This window comes from Streptomyces sp. NBC_00704, assembly GCF_036226605.1.
GTDB lineage: Bacteria > Actinomycetota > Actinomycetes > Streptomycetales > Streptomycetaceae > Streptomyces.
Window position 1 is genome coordinate 1,767,263 of sequence record NZ_CP109000.1, and the last position, 17,524, is coordinate 1,784,786.

The 17,524-nt window shown below is 72.6% G+C and carries 16 protein-coding genes; 9 read left to right on the forward strand and 7 right to left on the reverse strand.

From position 1 onward, the window contains the following. Positions 1-202: 202 nt before the first annotated feature. Positions 203-640 carry a DUF3099 domain-containing protein gene (locus OG802_RS07830; protein ID WP_329408497.1) on the forward strand — a complete coding sequence of 146 codons (438 nt, stop codon included), beginning with the start codon at positions 203-205 and terminating at the stop codon, positions 638-640. A 209-nt stretch (positions 641-849) separates the two neighbouring features. Then, complete coding sequence (locus OG802_RS07835) at positions 850-1,068, forward strand: hypothetical protein (RefSeq protein ID WP_329408498.1); 219 nt, start codon at positions 850-852, stop codon at positions 1,066-1,068. Between the two features lie 94 nt (positions 1,069-1,162). Here OG802_RS07835 and moaA read toward each other — a convergent pair whose 3' ends face one another. From moaA to OG802_RS07850, 3 genes are all read right to left on the reverse strand, one after another. Continuing rightward, positions 1,163-2,152 (reverse strand): GTP 3',8-cyclase MoaA, encoded by a 990-nt coding sequence (gene moaA / locus OG802_RS07840; RefSeq protein WP_329408499.1) that lies wholly within the window; start codon positions 2,150-2,152, stop codon positions 1,163-1,165. A 222-nt stretch (positions 2,153-2,374) separates the two neighbouring features. Further along, positions 2,375-4,015, reverse strand: a complete 1,641-nt coding sequence (locus OG802_RS07845) for a solute symporter family protein (protein ID WP_329408500.1) — start codon at positions 4,013-4,015, stop codon at positions 2,375-2,377. Further along, positions 4,012-4,368, reverse strand: coding sequence for a DUF485 domain-containing protein (locus OG802_RS07850; RefSeq protein ID WP_329408501.1), 357 nt, complete (start codon positions 4,366-4,368; stop codon positions 4,012-4,014). The genes OG802_RS07845 and OG802_RS07850 overlap by 4 nt, the downstream gene beginning before the upstream one ends. 314 nt (positions 4,369-4,682) lie before the next feature. Between OG802_RS07850 and OG802_RS07855 the strand changes: the two genes are divergently transcribed. The 3 genes from OG802_RS07855 to OG802_RS07865 all read left to right on the forward strand — a co-directional run bounded on the left by OG802_RS07855 (position 4,683) and on the right by OG802_RS07865 (position 9,006). Further along, complete coding sequence (locus OG802_RS07855; RefSeq protein ID WP_329408502.1) at positions 4,683-6,215, forward strand: S8 family serine peptidase; 1,533 nt, start codon at positions 4,683-4,685, stop codon at positions 6,213-6,215. 255 nt (positions 6,216-6,470) lie between these two features. Beyond that, positions 6,471-7,928, forward strand: coding sequence for a CoA transferase (locus OG802_RS07860; protein WP_329408504.1), 1,458 nt, complete (start codon positions 6,471-6,473; stop codon positions 7,926-7,928). A 127-nt stretch (positions 7,929-8,055) separates the two neighbouring features. After that, positions 8,056-9,006, forward strand: a complete 951-nt coding sequence (locus OG802_RS07865) for a CopD family protein (protein ID WP_329408505.1) — start codon at positions 8,056-8,058, stop codon at positions 9,004-9,006. 197 nt (positions 9,007-9,203) lie between these two features. Here the strand turns inward: OG802_RS07865 and OG802_RS07870 are convergent, their stop codons facing one another. The 4 genes from OG802_RS07870 to OG802_RS07885 form a co-directional block, all read right to left on the reverse strand. After that, positions 9,204-10,247, reverse strand: coding sequence for a zinc-dependent alcohol dehydrogenase family protein (locus OG802_RS07870; protein ID WP_329408506.1), 1,044 nt, complete (start codon positions 10,245-10,247; stop codon positions 9,204-9,206). Between the two features lie 37 nt (positions 10,248-10,284). Continuing rightward, the gene (locus OG802_RS07875) at positions 10,285-10,968 is read right to left on the reverse strand and encodes a lysoplasmalogenase (protein WP_329408507.1); all 684 of its coding nucleotides are present in this window, start codon (positions 10,966-10,968) and stop codon (positions 10,285-10,287) included. Then, positions 10,965-11,858, reverse strand: coding sequence for a sterol desaturase family protein (locus OG802_RS07880; protein WP_329408509.1), 894 nt, complete (start codon positions 11,856-11,858; stop codon positions 10,965-10,967). The genes OG802_RS07875 and OG802_RS07880 overlap by 4 nt, the downstream gene beginning before the upstream one ends. Before the next feature lie 228 nt (positions 11,859-12,086). After that, positions 12,087-12,797: a VIT1/CCC1 transporter family protein gene (locus tag OG802_RS07885; RefSeq protein WP_329408510.1), complete on the reverse strand. Its 711-nt coding sequence runs from the start codon at positions 12,795-12,797 to the stop codon at positions 12,087-12,089. A 481-nt stretch (positions 12,798-13,278) separates the two neighbouring features. On the opposite strand from OG802_RS07885, the gene OG802_RS07890 reads away from it, so the two are divergent. From OG802_RS07890 to OG802_RS07905, 4 genes are all read left to right on the forward strand, one after another. Next, positions 13,279-14,289, forward strand: a complete 1,011-nt coding sequence (locus OG802_RS07890; RefSeq protein ID WP_329408512.1) for a DEDDh family exonuclease — start codon at positions 13,279-13,281, stop codon at positions 14,287-14,289. Between the two features lie 178 nt (positions 14,290-14,467). Continuing rightward, positions 14,468-14,701 carry a hypothetical protein gene (locus OG802_RS07895; protein ID WP_319192482.1) on the forward strand — a complete coding sequence of 78 codons (234 nt, stop codon included), beginning with the start codon at positions 14,468-14,470 and terminating at the stop codon, positions 14,699-14,701. A 93-nt stretch (positions 14,702-14,794) separates the two neighbouring features. Beyond that, a complete protein-coding gene (locus tag OG802_RS07900) occupies positions 14,795-15,586 on the forward strand; it encodes an SURF1 family cytochrome oxidase biogenesis protein (RefSeq protein ID WP_329408514.1) in 792 nt (263 codons plus the stop codon). A 145-nt stretch (positions 15,587-15,731) separates the two neighbouring features. Continuing rightward, positions 15,732-17,519: a glycoside hydrolase family 15 protein gene (locus tag OG802_RS07905; protein WP_329408515.1), complete on the forward strand. Its 1,788-nt coding sequence runs from the start codon at positions 15,732-15,734 to the stop codon at positions 17,517-17,519. Positions 17,520-17,524: the final 5 nt, after the last annotated feature.

A 17,524-nucleotide genomic window follows, 5' to 3' on the forward strand; every position in this document is an offset into this window, starting at 1 on the left:
TTGACGCCTCCTCGTACGGCCCTACGCCGACATTGCCCTCAGTGTCGGTCCGGTCGCCGTACGGCGCATGTCGGGTACGGCCGTACGCGCGACGGCGCAGCCGTCCGTCCCGGTGAGGGACGCCCCGGCCTCGGCGGGGGCCCGGGCGCGGCGTACCGTGGAGAGTCGGTGAGAGGCCGAGGCGGGCGGACGGTGGATTGTGATGCGGAAGCAGGGCGGTGGCGGGAACGTCGAGGTGTTCCGGATCACCGGGGCACGGCAGGGTCTCCAGGACGACGTGCGGGGCCGGCAGCGCCGGTACATCATCTCGATGTCGGTGCGCACCGTGGCGGTGATCCTGGCGGCGAGCCTGTGGAACGTGGAACGGCATGTGGCCGTCGTGGCGTTGGTCCTGGGGTTGGTGCTCCCCTATGTCGCGGTGGTGATCGCGAACGCGGGGCGGGAGAACGTGCCCTCGCTCCCCTCGACGTTCCTGACCGCTCCGGTCCGGCCGATGATCGCCCAGCCGCAGGCCGACGACGAGCGCGCGGGGGCGGCCCCGCAAGCGGAATCCGGCCCGCGGGACGAGGGCGCGCCGGAGGCAGGCCGGCACGAATCCGCGCACGAATCCGCGCACGGTCCGGGCGATCGGAGGCCGTGAACGGGCTGTGCGCGAACAGTGAACCGGCTGTGCGACAAGCTCAGGAAAAGCTCAGATCAATCATGTTGTTCCAGTGCCGTCGGGACGGTCGGCCGTGACATACTTCGTACGCGCTCCGCATCCCCCGTCGGAGCGACGGACCGACGCCGGGCAGCTCCCCCCGTGGCTGCTCGGCGTCGCCTTTGTGTGCGTGTGGGTGAGACGAAGCAGTGAGTGACGAGACCCCTGTCTGTTCCGCCAAGGGCTGCCGTGTGGACGCGGTGTGGGTGCTGGCGTGGAACAACCCGAAGCTCCACACGCCCGAGCGGCGCAAGACGTGGCTCGCCTGCGAGGAGCACCGCGAGCATCTGTCGCAGTTCCTCGGAGTGCGCGGCTTCCTCAAGGACGTCGTCCCGCTGACCGAGTGGGAGTCCGCGCAGCACCCGTAGCCCTTCTCGCAGGCCTTGTCCCACGCCTTCTCGGGGCCCTCCTCCTGGTACTCGACGGGCGCCCTCGGCGGTCCCGTCGTCCTGTGCCGGGGCCCTATCCGCCGATCGCCGACATCGGGCGGTCCGGCTGCAGGAAGCTCGGGTCGTCCAGGCCCGAGCCGGCCTTCTTGCCCCACATCGCCAGCCGCCAGATGCGGGCTATCTCCTCGTCGGGGGCGTCGGAGCGCAGCGCAGCGCGCAGGTCGGTCTCCTCGCGGGCGAACAGGCAGGTGCGGACCTGGCCGTCGGCCGTCAGGCGGGTGCGGTCGCAGGCGGCGCAGAACGGGCGGGTGACCGAGGCGATGACGCCGACGCGGTGGGGGCCGCCGTCGACGAGCCAGCGCTCGGCCGGGGCGGAGCCGCGTTCGTCCTGCCCTTCGGGGGTGAGGTCGAAGCGGGTGCGCAGGGAGGCCAGGATGTCCCCGGCGGTGACCATGCCCTCGCGCTTCCAGCCGTGCTGCGCGTCCAGCGGCATCTGCTCGATGAAGCGCAGCTCGTAGTCGTGCTCGACGGCCCAGGACAGCAGGTCCGGCGCCTCGTCCTCGTTGAGGCCGGGCATCAGGACGCTGTTCACCTTCACCGGCGTCAGGCCGGCCTCGCGGGCGGCTTCGAGGCCCTCGAGGACGTCCTTGTGGCGGTCCCGGCGGGTGAGGGTCTTGAAGACGTCGGGGCGCAGGGTGTCGAGGGAGACGTTGACCCGGTCCAGGCCGGCCGCCTTGAGGGCCGTGGCGGTGCGGCGCAGGCCGATGCCGTTGGTCGTCAGCGACATCATGGGGCGGGGGGCGAGGGCCGCGACCCGCTCGACGATGCCTACCAGGCCCGGGCGCAGCAGGGGCTCGCCGCCGGTGAAGCGGACCTCCTCGATGCCGAGCGTGGTGACGGCGATGCCGATCAGGCGGACGATCTCGTCGTCCGTGAGGAGGTCGGGCTTGGCCAGCCACTGCAGGCCCTCCTCGGGCATGCAGTACGTGCAGCGCAGGTTGCAGCGGTCGGTGAGCGAGACCCTCAGGTCGGTGGCCACTCGGCCGTAGGTGTCGATGAGCACGTGGGCCCCCTCCCTCGTGGTGGACCGGTTTTCTTTCCGTCACTGCGAGCCTACGTGACCCCGCCGACAACGACAGGGCCCGATCCCACGAGGTGGGACGCGGCCGCGTCGTAGGGATCTACGACGCGGCCGCGGGTCGGGAGGTGACGGCGGGGGCGCCCCGGCGGCCGGATGCCGGTCCGCGGGGCGCCTCGTCGCCGGTCAGCGGGTCGGCGGCGCCGGTCAGTGGGCTCCGGTGCCGGTCAGGGAGCGGACCTCCAGTTCGGCGTACTTGGCCGTGTCGGGCTCCTCCTTCGAGAGCAGGGTGCCGACGATGCCCAGCAGGAAGCCGACCGGGATCGAGATGAGGCCGGGGTTCTCCAGCGGGAACCAGTGGAAGTCGACGTCCGGGAACATGGAGGAGGGCTTGCCCGAGACGACCGGCGAGAACAGCACCAGGCCGACCGCGGTGACCAGGCCGCCGTAGATCGACCACAGGGCTCCGGCGGTGGTGAACCGCTTCCAGAACAGGCTGTAGAGGATCGTCGGCAGGTTGGCGGAGGCGGCGACCGCGAAGGCGAGGGCGACCAGGCCGGCGACGTTCAGGTCGCGGGCGAGGGCCCCGAGCAGGATGGAGACGGCGCCGATGCCGACGGTGGCGTAGCGGGCCGCGTTGATCTCCTCCTTCTCGGAGGCCTGTCCCTTCTTGATGACGTTGGCGTAGATGTCGTGGGCGAACGACGAGGACGACGCCAGGGTGAGGCCGGCGACGACCGCGAGGATGGTCGCGAAGGCGACCGCCGAGATGGTGGCCAGCAGGACGGCGCCCCAGTTGGAGTCGACGCCGCCCAGATGGAGGGCGAGCAGGGGCGCCGCCGTGTTGCCCGCCTTGTTGGACGCGGTGATCTCGTCCGGCTTGATCAGCGCGGCGGCGCCGAAGCCGAGGGCGAGGGTCATGAGGTAGAACCCGCCGATGAGGCCGATGGCCCACAGGACCGACTTACGGGCGGCTTTGGCGGTGGGCACCGTGTAGAAGCGGATCAGGATGTGCGGCAGTCCGGCGGTGCCCAGGACCAGGGCGATGCCGAGCGAGAGGAAGTCCAGCTTGGTGGTGCCGCTGACGCCGTACTTCAGGCCGGGCTCCAGGAAGGCCGCGCCCTTGCCGCTGTTGTCGGCGGCCGAGCCCAGCAGGTCGGAGACGTTGAAGTCGAACTTCAGCAGGACCAGGAAGGTGAGCAGGAGGGCGCCGATGATGAGCAGCACGGCCTTGACCATCTGGACCCAGGTGGTGCCCTTCATGCCGCCGATCGTCACGTAGACGATCATCAGCACGCCGACCAGGGCCACGATCGCGACCTTGCCGCCGTCGCTGGTGATGCCCAGCAGCAGGGAGACCAGGACGCCCGCGCCCGCCATCTGGGCCAGCAGGTAGAAGATCGACACCACGATGGTGGAGGTGCCGGCCGCGGTGCGGACCGGCCGCTGGCGCATGCGGTACGCCAGGACGTCGCCCATGGTGTAGCGGCCGGAGTTGCGCAGCGGCTCGGCGACCAGCAGCAGGGCGACCAGCCAGGCGACCAGGAAGCCGATGGAGTACAGGAAGCCGTCGTAGCCGAAGAGGGCGATGGCGCCCGCGATGCCGAGGAAGGACGCGGCGGACATGTAGTCGCCGGAGACGGCGAGTCCGTTCTGGAAGCCGGTGAACTGGCGGCCGCCGGCGTAGAAGTCGGCGGCGTCCTTGGTCTGGCGGCCGGCCCAGACGGTGATGACGAGCGTCGCGGCGACGAACACCGAGAACAGGATGATGATCAGTGTGCGGTGCTCGCTCGCCTCGCCCGCGGCGAGCAGGGCGGTGTGATGCGCGGTGTGCGGTGCGGTGCTCATTCGCCCGCCTCCATCCGGGACTTGATGGCTTCTGCCTTGGGGTCGAACTTGGCGGCCGCGGTCCGCGCGTACCACCAGGCGATGAGGAAGGTCGTGAGGAACTGGGCGAGGCCCAGGGCGAGGGCCACGTTGATGTTGCCGAAGAGCTTGGTGCCCATGAAGCCGCCCGCGTAGTTCGACAGCAGGACGTACAGCAGGTACCAGACGATGAAGGCGAACGTCAGCGGGAAGGCGAAGCCCCGGTAGGCGCCGCGCAGTTCACCGAACTCCGCGCTCTCCTGCACCGCGACGAACTCCTCGGCGGAGGGGAGCTGGGCTGGGGTTTTCGAGGGGGGCGGTGTCTCGGTGGCCACGGGGTCTCCTCGTTGCGGGTGCGGGTGGGACGGCGAACGGAGGCGAGTGTCCTCTCGCTCCCTGCCCAAGGTCACGGGGCCGCGGGAGGACGGGTTCAACGCGTCGGACGGGTTTGTCGGAGGGGCCTGACGGCCGGTCATGACCAACGAGCGGGAACCTCGTCAGGTCATGGGCGGGCAAAATCGCCGTCGGGAAGTCATTGCTGACCGATGAGTCAGGGAGATAGCTTCGGGCGAGCACCACCCGTCATGTACCTGCCTAGGCGGCACCCGCGCCCGGGTCAGGTCCCGTTTCCGGATGATGTGGAGACCCCATGGCTCATCTGCCTTCCAGACGCCGGCTCGCTCTCGCGGTGCCCGTCGTACTGTCGCTGACCGCCTCGCTCGGCTTCCTGCCGGCGGCGGCCTCCGCGGCCCCCGTTCCGGCGTCCGCCGCCCGGACGGCCGACGCCGGAACGCTGGCGTACGTCGTCAACACGAAGACCGACCACGGCACGATCCGGAAGGTGAAGAAGGCGGTCGCCGAGGCCGGCGGCACCGTCGTCGCGGCCTACGACAGGATCGGCGTACTCGTCGTCCACTCGGCGAACCCCGACTTCGGCCCGAAGATACGCGCGGTGCGGGGCGTGCAGTCGGCCGGAGCGACCCGTACGGCGCCGCTGAGCGCGGCCGGGACCACCGACGAGGGAGCGGCCCAGGTCCTCTCGAAGGCGGAGGCCGCGAAGGTCGAGAAGGCGTCCGACGCGGCGGGCCAGAGCGAGCCGCTCGAGGCCGACCAGTGGGACCTGCGGGCGATCGGCGCCGACAAGGCCGCCACGATCAACCCGGGCAGCAAGAGGGTGACGGTCGCCGTCATCGACACCGGCGTCGACGACACCCACCCGGACCTCGCGCCGAACTTCTCGGCGTCCCAGTCGGCCAACTGCGTCGGCGGCGTCGCGGACACCACTCCCGGCGCCTGGCGTCCTTACGACCCGGCCGAGGACTACCACGGCACCCATGTGGCGGGTGAGATCGCCGCGGCGCGCAACGGCATCGGCGTGTCGGGCGTCGCGCCCGGCGTGAAGGTCGCGGGCATCAAGGTGAGCGACCCCAAGGACGGTCTCTTCTACCCGGAGAACGTGGTCTGCGCGTTCGTGTTCGCCGCCGACCACGGCGTCGAGATCACGAACAACAGCTACTACGTCGACCCGTGGCTGTACAACTGCATGGACGACCCCGACCAGCGGGCCATTGTGGACGCCGTCAACAGGGCCCAGCTGTACGCCCAGAAGAAGGGCACGCTCAGCGTGGCCTCCGCGGGCAACTCCAACCACGACCTCGACTCCGACGCACTCGAGGACGCGTCCAGCCCCGACGACACCACGCCGGTGACGCGCACGGTCGACCCGCACGAGTGCTTCGACATCCCGACGCAGCTGCCGGGTGTCGTCACGGTGAGCGCGACGGGCGTCAAGGGCGCCAAGTCGTACTACTCCAGCTACGGCCTGGGCGTCGTCGACGTCGCGGCGCCGGGCGGCGACAAGTTCCAGATCCCGGACACGCCGTCGGCCAACGGCCGCATCCTGTCGACGCTGCCGAACAACGCGTACGGCTTCCTCCAGGGCACCTCGATGGCGTCTCCGCACGTGGCCGGTGTGGCCGCGCTGCTGAAGTCGACGCACCCGCACGCGAGCCCGGCGCAGTTGCAGGCGCTGCTCAAGCTGCAGGCCGACGCGACGAGCTGCCCGACCGAGCCGTACGACGGTGACGGCAACGGCGTCGTGGACGCCACCTGCGTGGGCGGCAAGCGCCTCAACGGCTTCTTCGGCTTCGGCGTGGTCAACGCGCTGCGCGCCGTGAAGTAGCCGCCCGAAGCGGGCAGACGGCAGGCGTTACCGGGGCCGGGCGGACATCCGCCCGGCCCTTCGCTGTGCCGTCTTCGTCAGTACAGCCTTCACCTGTCCGGGCTCGGGCGGTACGGCATGTACGGCGACGCGTGCACCCGTGCACCCGTGCACCCGTGCACCCGTGCACCCGTGCACCCGTGCACCCGTGCACCCGTGCACCCGTGGAGCGGTCTCCCTCATATATTGATTGAATCAATACTGCACCATGTAGTCATGACTCGAATCAAGTTGGCCTGGTCCGCGCTCGGCGGCGATCCCGCCCTCCTGGACCGCGTGTCGACCGTCGCCCGCGAGGGGACGCTGCCCGCGCGGCTTCCCGTGCGAGATCTGGCGCGGGCCTGCGTCGGCGCGTGCGCCCTGGCCGCCGCCGAGCTGGGGGCACGACGGGCCGCTCTCGCGCGCCCGCCCGCGGTGCGGGTGGACGACGGCGCGGTGGCTACGGCGTTCGTCAGCGAACGGCATCTGCGGGTCGACGGGCGGCCGCCCGTCACCTTCGCGCCGCTCTCGCGGTTCTGGCGGACGGCTGACGGCTGGGTGCGGACCCACGCCAACTACCCGCACCACCGCGAGCGGCTGCTGCGCGCGCTGGGGCTGCCCGCGGACACCGGTCCTGAGGCCGCGGAGAGGGCGTTCGCCGAGCGCGCCGCCCTCGACGTGGAGGACGCGGTGTACGCGGCCGGCGGCCTGGCGGTCGCCCTGCGCACGCCCGGACAGTGGGCGGCGCACCCCCAGGCCGCCGAGGTCGCCGCCCGCCCCCTGGTCGAGCGCGGCAGGCTCGACGCGGCACGCGCGCGTACCTTCGCACCGCTCGACGGCGCCCCCCTGCTGCCCGCCGCGGGACTGCGCGTCCTGGATCTGACACGGGTCCTGGCCGGGCCGGTGGCCACCCGCACCCTCGCACTGCTGGGCGCGGACGTCCTGCGCGTCGACGCCCCCCAGCTGCCCGAGCTCGTCGACCAGCACGCGGACACGGGCTTCGGCAAGCGGTCGGCGCTGCTGGACCTGGCGGCCGACCGGTCCGCCTTCGAGGAGCTGCTCGCGACGGCGGACGTGGTGGTCACCGGCTACCGACCGGGCGCGCTGGACCGGTTCGGCCTGGCCCCCGAGGCGCTCGCCGAGCGCCGGCCCGGGCTGGTGGTGGCGCAGGTCTCGGCGTGGGGCGCCTACGGGCCGTGGGGCGCGCGTCGCGGGTTCGACAGCCTCGTGCAGGTGGCCACCGGCATCGCCGCGGCGGAGGGCTCGGCCGAGCGGCCGGGCGCGCTGCCGGCGCAGGCCCTCGACCACGGGACCGGCTATCTGCTGGCCGCCGGCGTCCTGCGCGCGCTGACCGAGCAGTCGTACGACGGCGGCAGCCGGTTCGTCCGGACGGCGCTGGCGCGGACGGCGGCCTGGCTGACGGAGGGCGCCCGGATGGGCGAAGACGACGGCAAAGGGACCGCCAAGGAGGGCGCATCCGCCCAGGAGTCCCGTCGGCCGCGCGTGGAGCGGGGAGCGGGAAGCGGCGAGCGGGGCGGGGACGACGACGCCGGTCCGCGGCCCTGGCTCGGGGAGACTGAGAGTCCCGTCGGGCGGCTCCGGTACGCACTGCCGCCGGTGGCGTTCGACGGCGGGCCGCGCGACTGGGCCCGCCCGCCCGGCCCGTGGGGAGCGGATCCGGCGCGCTGGCTCTGAGCCGGTCGGCGGCCGGACGGGGCCACCGACCGAGCCGGGCGGGGCCACCGACCGGGCCGGACGGTCCACCTGAGGCCCACCATCATCCGACTTGCCCGGTTTTGGGGGGCATGGTGAAGATCCTGGCATGGCCCTCATACGACCGCCCGCAGTGACCGACTCCGCGCCCCGAACCGGCCCCGGCCGGGCGGTGGCCCTGCTCGTCCTGGTCGGGATCGGGGCACTGATCCCGCTGCTCGGGCCGTCCGTCGCGGTCCACGGCACCGGACAGAGCGCGGCGTCGGACTCCGGTGCGGTCGCCCTGCTCCGGGCGGCGCTGTTCGCGGCGCTGAGCGTGCAGGTGGGCGAGTTGTTCACAGCCGTGCTCGCCCGGCGGGTGCCGAACGCGCCGCACGAGCGACCGAGCGGCTGGGCGCCGTTCGCGGCGGTCGTGGGGTTCGCGGCCGCGGCGGCGGCCGGGGAGCTGGCGCCGCACGGCCACGGCTCACGGACCGGCGTGCTCGCGCTGGTCGAGGCGATCGCGTTCGCGGTCGCCGGGCTGTGCGCCCTGTCCGGCCGGCCGAACCGTCAGGCGTGGCCGCTGGCGGCGGTGATCCTGGCGGAGGCATTGCGTGCCCATCCGCCCACCGAGCACACGCCCCTGGTCGGATCCGGTCTGACGCTCGTGCATCTGACGTGCTCGGCGCTGTGGGCGGGCGGCCTGCTGACCGTGCTGCGCACCCTGCGCCGGTGGGACGGGGCCGCGGCCGGCGCCGCCCTGCTCGGTCTGTACGCGCGCGTGGCGGCCGTGCTGTTCGCCGCCGTCACCGCGACCGGGCTGCTCAGCTCGCTGCGCCGGATGCCGGCCGGGTCGGTGCTCGGCCTGCTGACCTCGACCGCGTACGGGCGCGTGCTGCTCGCCAAGGTGCTCGTGGTCGGCGCGGTCGCCCTGCTCGCCCTGTGGGCACGGACGCGACTGCGGCAGTCGCCCGACCCGCTGGCCGCCTGCTCCCCCGCGCGTGTGGAGCTCGTCGCGCTGGGTGCGGTGGTCGCGGTGTCGGGACTGTTGACGGCCTTGCCGCTGCCCGTCAAGGGTTGACGGCGTCAGGGGGTCACCATGATCTGTCGGGTGTCATGCCGGGGGCGCCGACCGTAGGTTGATCACCATGATCTGTCGGGAGTCATGGCGGGGGCGCCGGCCCTAGGTTGATCACCATGATCAGCCGGGTGTCACGACGGGAATGCCCGCCGTCGGTTGATCACCATGATCAGCCGGGCATCGCCCCCGGAACGCCGTCAGTTGGTCACCATGACCTTGAGGGCGGTGCGCTCGTCCATCGCCTTGTAGCCGTCCGGGACGCCCTCGATGCCGACGGTCAGGTCGAACACGGGCGAAGGGTCGATCGCGCCGCTCAGCACGTCGGGCAGCAGTTCGGGGATGTAGGCGCGGACCGGGGCGACGCCGCCGCGCAGCGCGATGTTGCGGTCGAACATGACGCTCAGGTCGAGACCGGTGCCGCTGCCGTGCGGGACGCCCACGAAGCCGACGGCGCCGCCGTCCCGGCTGACCTCGAGCGCCGTTCGCATGGACTGCTCGGTGCCGACCGCCTCCACGACCGCGTGCGCGCCCTGGCCGCGGGTGAGTTCGCGGACGGCTTCGACGGCCGCGTCGCCGCGCTCGGCGACGACGTCCGTGGCGCCGAAGCGGCGAGCGATGTCCGTGCGGGCCCGGTGGCGGCCCAGGGCGATGATGCGTTCGGCGCCGAGGCGCTTGGCGGCCAGGACGGCGCACAGGCCGACCGCGCCGTCCCCGACGACGGCGACGGTGGCGCCGGGCCCGGCGCCCGCGCCGAGGGCCGCGTGGTGGCCGGTGCCCAGCACGTCGGAGAGGGTGAGCAGGGCGGCCAGCAGACGGTCGTCGGAGGCGGCCTCCTTGGGCAGCCGCACGAGGGTGCCGTCGGCGAACGGCACGCGCACGGCCTCGCCCTGGCCCCCGTCGTAGCCGACGGAGCCCCAGAAGCCGCCGTGCTCACAGGATGTCGTCAGGCCTTCACGGCAGTAGTCGCAGACGCCGTCGGACCACATGAAGGGCGCGACGACCAGATCGCCGCGCCGCAGCGTCGACACGTCGGAGCCGGTCTCCTCCACCACGCCGAGGAACTCGTGCCCGATGCGCTGGCCCGGCTGCCGGGACGCCTCGCCGCGGTACGCCCACAGGTCGCTGCCGCAGATGCAGGCGCGCAGCACCCGGACCACCGCGTCGGCGGGCAGCTGCACCACGGGCTCGGGCACGTCCTCCACGCGCATGTCGAAGGGGGCGTGAATGGTGGTGGCGCGCATGTCGAGGATCCTTCTCGTGCGGTGTCGTCGAGGGCGCTCAGGGGGTGGTCGAGCGCACCTCACGGTACGCCGCCGCCGGCTCCCGACGCCCGCCGAGGCCGTCGAGGACGCCGCGGACCAGCAGGAACTGTGCGGCGACATAGGTGAGCATGATCCACAGGTCGGGGCACGGGGGCTGCGGCCAGTCGGCCACGCCGGTGGCGATGAGGGTGTCGGAGAGCAGGAACAGCAGGCCTCCTGCGCCGGCGACCGGGCCGAGCCTGACGGCGGCGGTGCAGGCCATGGCCGTCAGGAGGGTGCTGTACACCGCGACGGGCGGGCGCAGTTCGTGCGGCAGGCCGGGCCACAGCAGGACGACGGTGGCCGTCAGGACGACGGCGTAGCAGGGGGCGAGCACCGCGGCCCGCGTGTGGGGACGGCCGACGCGGGCGAACAGCACCAGGTAGCAGACGTGTCCGGCGGCGAAGGACGCCATGCCGGCGAAGAAGGCGGGATCGGCGTCGGACAGCAGCAGGACGTCGCCGCCCCAGCCGCACGCGAGGGCCGCCGGCAGCAGCCTGGGCGCCCCTCGCAGGGCGGCCCAGCCGGCGAGCAGCGGCATGAGCAGCGGCTTGGCGAGAGTGTGGCCGGGGCCGAAGCCGGTCGCGAGGCTGAGCAGGTCGACGGCGGTGGCGAGCGCGCACAGGGCGAGGAGGACGGGGATGACGCGGGAGCGGGTCACGCGGCCGAGGTCTCCTGGACCGGGGACGCGGTGGAGCCGGGGGCGGGCGCGGCGGACGCGGGCTGCCACCCCGGGCCGCGGAAGACGCGCCCCGCCCGCTCACGCCAGCCGGACGCCGCCCTCACGTCCCGGGCGATCGCGACGTACTCGTGCGTGGCCACCTTGATCGGGTTGAACGTGTTGATGTTCTTCGTCAACCCGTAGACGGGCCGGTCCACCTCGGGGACGAACGAGCCGAAGAGCCGGTCCCAGACGATGAGGATGCCGCCGAAGTTGCGGTCCAGGTAGCCGCCCTGGGAAGCGTGGTGGACGCGGTGGTGGGACGGCGTGTTCAGCAGGAACTCGAACCACCGCGGCATCCGGTCGATCCGCTCGGTGTGGATCCAGAACTGGTACACGAGGTTGGCCGAGGAGCAGAAGGCGAGTGCGGCCGGGTGGACGCCCGCGGCGACGAGCGGGACGTAGAACGGCCAGACGGTCAGCGACGTCCAGGGTTGACGCAGGGCGGTCGTGAGGTTGAACTTCTCGCTGGAGTGGTGGACGACATGACAGGCCCACAGGACGCGGATGACGTGGTGGCCGCGGTGGGACCAGTAGTAGAAGAAGTCCTGCGCGAGCAGCATCAGCGGGAGCGTCCACCACAGGACGGGCACGCGCAGCGGCGTCAGTTCGTAGACCGCCGTGTAGATCGCGACGATCGGGATCTTCCAGAAGAAGTCGAAGACGAGGCTGCCGAGCCCCATGCCGACGCTCGTCGCGGCGTCCTTCGCCTCGTATCCGGCCGCGGCACCCTCCTCGGCGGGGTGGAGCCGCACGCTGATCACCTCGACGACGGTGAGCAGCACGAAGGCGGGTATCGACCAGAGCACGACATCGGGCAAATTAGGCATGTGGGCAACGTAGAACCGCTGATGGTCCGCCGCTAGACGTTGTTACCCACAAGTATTACCGGGGGTATGCGCTTGCTTGTTGGTGATCCTCGCCAACCGGTGGCGAGAACGGGCCGGGCGCTCACGTCCCCTTCACACTCCCGCCGCTCCCGGCGTTCACCCTCACACCACTCCCGGCGTTCGCCCTCACGCCACTCCCGGCGTTCGCCCTCACGCCACTCCCGGCGTTCACATTCCCGCCGCTCCCAGCAGCGCCCCGACCGCGTACGTGACCGCCATCGCGAGCGCTCCGCCGCCCGTGTTGCGCGCCACCGCCCGGCCCGCCGCCGCCGAGCCCAGCCGGGCGCTGCTCCAGCCGGTGCCGGCCAGCGCGACCAGGACCGACGCGACCGTGACCGGGAGCCTCCAGTGGACCGGAGGGAGCACGATGGCGAGGAGCGGCAGCAGGGCGCCCGCGGTGAAGGCGAGGAAGCTCGCCCAGGCCGCGTGCCAGGGGTCGGTGAGGTCGTCCGGATCGATGCCGAGCTCCACCCGCGCGTGGGCCCTCAGCGCGTCCCGCTCCGTGAGCTGCACGGCGGCCTCCCTGGCCACCTGCCGGGACAGGCCCCGCTCCCTCAGCAGCTCGGTCAGCTCGTCCAGTTCGGCCTCCGGCTGCTCGCGCAGCTCCCGGCGTTCCTGCGCGAGGGCGGCCCGCTCGGAGTCCCGCTGCGTCGACACGGAGACGTACTCCCCCGCCGCCATCGACATCGACCCGGCGAGCAGACCGGCGAGCCCGGCCGTCAGCAGCGCCGCACGGTCGTCGGTGGCGCCCGCGACGCCGACGACGAGGCCCGCGGTGGAGACGATGCCGTCGTTGGCGCCGAGCACGGCGGCGCGCAGCCAGTTCAGCCGGGATCCGAGCGAGCCCTCGTGAGCCTCGGCATGGGTGGGTTCCGTCACAGGACGGAGGATGGCACCCCGGATGACGCGCACCCGGCACCGACGCTCGACCGTCCGCACTCCCCCCAGGGAAGGAGAGGCGCCGGAGGGGGACGGAATGCCGGAAGGGGACGGAGAGCCGGAGGGGGACGGAATGCCGGAGGGGGAGGGAGAGCCGGAGGGGGAGGGAGGAAGAGATCAAATATGCATACAAGAGGCAAGAGGGAGTAACCAGGTGAAGATGACCAAGATGCATCAATACATGTGAAACAGCATGGAGGGCCCCTTCAAGGCACATACGAGCGTGACGAGTTCACCCGGCACCGCGCACCAGGGCCCGAACGGGCGCTGCACGCGCGGTGGTTGTGCGGGGAGCGGGAGGTCCGGGCGGGCACGCGTGCGTGCGTGAGGCGAACTCCCGTACGCGCCGGAGGGCTTCCTCCCTCCCCTCCACGGGGCAGGTGCGGCGAGGTGTCAGTAGGGGCCCGTATCCTCAGTGACCATGCTCGAAGACCACACGACGACAGCGTCCTCCCCCACGGAGTGGCCGACCGCGTATCCCCAGGGATACGCGGTCGTTGACGTGGAGACCACCGGCCTGGCCCGGGACGACCGGATCATCTCCGCCGCCGTCTACCGGCTGGACGCGCGCGGTGAGGTCCAGGACCACTGGTACACGCTGGTCAACCCGGAGCGCGACCCGGGCCCGGTGTGGATACACGGTCTGACGAGCGACGTGCTCGAAGGCGCGCCCCTCTTCGGGGACGTGGCCGAGGAGTTCGCCGCGCGGCTCGACGGGCGGGTGCTCGTCGCGCACAACGCGGTCTTCGACTGGCAGATGATCGCGCGGGAGTACGCGCGCGCCCGGCGCGAGGCGCCGGTGCGGCAGCGGCTGTGCACCATCGCCCTGTCCAAGGAGCTGGGCCTGCCGCTGCCCAACCACAAACTGGAGTCGCTGGCTGCGCACTTCGGGGTCGTGCAGCAGCGGGCGCACCACGCGCTGGACGACGCGCGCGTGCTCGCGGAGGCGTTCCGGCCGAGCCTGCGGGCCGCGGCGGCCGGCGGTGTCCGTCTGCCGCTGCTGGAGTGCCGGCCGCTGACGGAGTGGACGGACCGGCCCGCGCCCCGGATCGGCCGCCAGGCGGGCGGCCCGGACGGCGGCCTCGGCGGCTACGGCGCGTACCGTCCCGGCACATGGCGGCCGTCGCGCAAGCGTCCCGCGTGCCCGTACCCCAACCCGGGACGGTACGAGGACGGCAAGAGGCTCAAGCAGGGCATGCGGGTCGCCTTCTCGGGCGACACGTCGGTCGAGCGCGAGCTGCTGGAGGACCGTGCCGCCGAGGCCGGTCTGCACGTGGCGACGAGCCTGTCCCGGCTGACCAGCCTGCTGGTCACCAACGACCCCGACTCGGGCACGTCGAAGGTGGTGAAGGCGCGCCAGTTCGGGACGCCCGTCGTCGACGAGGCCGCCTTCGGACAGCTCCTGCGCGACGTGGAGCCCGCCGACGGGTGACGCGGGCGCACGGCGGCCACACGCGCGGGCGGCTTCGGCACGCCGACGGCCACACGCGCGGGCGGCTTCGCGCGCCGACGGCCCCGCGCGCGGGCGATCCCGGCGTACGGGTGATTGCCGCGCGACTCGCCCGTCGTCCGCTCGCCCGCGCGGGTGGGGACCGCTCACCCTGTGGCGCATGGCGAGATGCGAAGTTTGCGGCAATGACTACGGAATGACCTTCGAGGTGCACGCGCAGGGCGCGGTCCACGTCTTCGACTGCTTCTCCTGTGCGATCCACCGCATGGCCCCCATCTGCGAGCACTGCCGGGTCCAGATCATCGGCCAGGGCGTCGAGGTGGAGGGGCACTGGTACTGCGGCGCGCACTGTGCCCGCGCGGAGGGCAGGGTGGGCATCGTCGACAGGGCGTGATCCGTTCCGGGAACCCGCGCGCGAGGTCAGCCCGAGGGGCGGCTCGCGGCACCCGGCCGAGTACACCCCACGACCGAGTTGTACGGTCGTGGGGTGTACCGCTTCCTGTTGTCCCGGCAGTGGGTGATCCTCACGCTGGTCTCCCTCCTCCTCATCCCCACGATGATCAGGCTGGGCTTCTGGCAGATGCATCGCTACGACGAGCGCACCGCGCGCAACCAGCTGGTCTCCGACTCGCTGGGCGCCGACCCGGTGCCCGTGGAGTCCCTGACCGCCCCGGGGCACGAGGTCACCCGCAGCGAGCGGTACCGCAGCGTGACCGCCGTCGGGGCCTTCGACACCGGGCGCGAGGTCGTCGTCAGGCGGCGGGTCAACTCCGATGAGACGGTCGGCTTCCACGTGCTGACCCCGTTCGTGCTGACGGACGGCAAGGTACTGCTGGTCAACCGGGGCTGGATCCCCGCGAACGGCGCGAGCCAGACCGACTTCCCCCGGATCCCCGCGCCGCCGTACGGCCGCGTCAGCGTCACCGGGCGGCTGATGCCGGACGAGACGACCGCGGCCAGCGGCATCAAGGACCTCAAGGGACTGCCGGACCGGCAGGTCATGCTGATCAACAGCGAGCAGGAGGCCGGCCGCCTGGGCGCCCGGGTCCTCGGCGGCTACATCGTGCAGACGGCGCCCGAGCCCAAGGGCGACACCCCGGAGCTGCTCGGCCCGCCCGGCAGCGAGGACGCGGCCCTGAACTTCGCCTACGCCATCCAGTGGTGGCTGTTCTCGGCGGGCGTCCCCGTCGGCTGGCTGGTCATGGCCCGGCGGGAGGCCCGCGACCGTGCCGCGGCCGCCGCCCGGGCCGCCGAGCACACCGAGCCCGCCCCGGTGTAGGCGTATTGATCAAGCGCGCGAACCCCGCGGCACGTGCCGGGCACGCGCGCGTGTAGTGATCCACGCGCGCGTGTGGTGATCCGGCCGTCACCCGGCCGGACGCACCTCTGATTGCCGTACGGGCCCGCCGGGAACCCGGAACCCCGTGCACCCCCGCATCGAGGACTACGCCCTGATCGGCGACGAGCAGACCGCGGCCCTGGTCGGCACGGACGGATCGATCGACTGGCTCTGCCTGCCCCGCTTCGACTCCGGGGCCTGCTTCGCCCGGCTCCTCGGCGACGAGGACAACGGGCACTGGCGCATCGCCCCGCGTGGCGCGGAAGGGGCCTGCACCCGGCGCGCGTACCGGCACGACACGCTCGTCCTGGACACCGAGTGGGAGACCGGCGACGGCGCGATCCGGGTCACCGACCTGATGCCCCAGCGCGACCGGGCACCGGACGTGGTGCGCATCGTCGAGGGGCTGCGCGGCCGGGTGACCGTCCGCAGCGCCCTGCGGCTGCGGTTCGACTACGGCTGGGTCGTCCCCTGGATGCGCCGGGTGGACGGCCACCGGGTGGCGGTCGCCGGGCCCGACGCGGTCTGGTTCCGCAGCGAGCCGGAGGTGCGCACCTGGGGCGAGGACTTCACCACGCACGCCGAGTTCACCGTCGCCGAGGGCGAGTCGGTCGCCTTCGTGCTGACCTGGCACCCCTCGCACGAGACCCGCCCCCCGCAGGTCGACCCGTGGCAGGCGCTGCGCGTCAGCGTCGACGACTGGCGGGAGTGGGCCGCCCGCTGCCGCTACGACGGGCCCCACCGGGACGCCGTGGTGCGCTCCCTGATCACCCTCAAGGCCCTCACGTACACCCCCACCGGCGGCATCGCCGCGGCGCTCACCACCTCCCTGCCCGAGGAGCTGGGCGGGGTCCGCAACTGGGACTACCGCTACTGCTGGCTGCGGGACTCCACCCTCACCCTGGGCGCGCTCCTGGCGGCGGGCTACGAGGACGAGGCCGAGGCCTGGCGCAACTGGCTGCTGCGCGCCGTCGCGGGCGATCCGGCCGACCTGCAGATCATGTACGGCCTGGCGGGCGAGCGCCGGCTGCCCGAGTGCGAGCTGCCGTGGCTGTCGGGCTACGCCGGCTCCACACCGGTGCGGATCGGCAACGGCGCCGTGGGCCAGTTGCAGCTGGACGTCTACGGCGAGGTCATGGACTCGCTGTCGCTGGCCCGGACGGCGGGCATGTCGCCCAAGCCGCACATGTGGTCGTTGCAGTGCGCGCTGATGAACTGGCTGGGCGAGAACTGGCGGCAGCCGGACGAGGGCCTGTGGGAGGTGCGCGGCGGGCGGCGCCAGTTCGTGCACTCCAAGGTGATGGTGTGGGTGGCGGCCGACCGGGCGGTGCGCGCGCTGGAGGAGTACCCGAAGCTCAGCGGCGACCTGGAGGGCTGGCGGGCGCTGCGCGACGAGGTGCACCGCGAGGTGTGTGAGAAGGGCTACGACCCGCGGCGCAACACGTTCACCCAGTCCTACGGGTCGGCGGACCTGGACGCCGCGCTGCTGCTGATCCCGCGCGTGGGTTTCCTGCCGCCGGACGACCCGCGGGTCGTCGGGACCGTCGACGCGGTCCGCGACGAGCTGGGGCACAGCGGCCTGGTGCGCCGCTACAGCACGGACGGTGCGCCCGTGGACGGGCTCCCGGGCGACGAGGGCGCGTTCCTGGCCTGCTCGTTCTGGCTGGCGGACGCGCTGCACATGACCGGCCGCACGGCGCAGGCGCGCGAGCTGTTCGAGCGGCTGGTGGGGCTGGCCAACGACGTGGGGCTGCTGGCGGAGGAGTACGACCCGGTGGCCGGGCGGCACCTGGGCAACTTCCCGCAGGCCTTCAGTCACATCGGCCTGGTGAACACCGCCCTCGCCCTGTTCGGCGGCGAGGGGGCAGGATAGGAGCC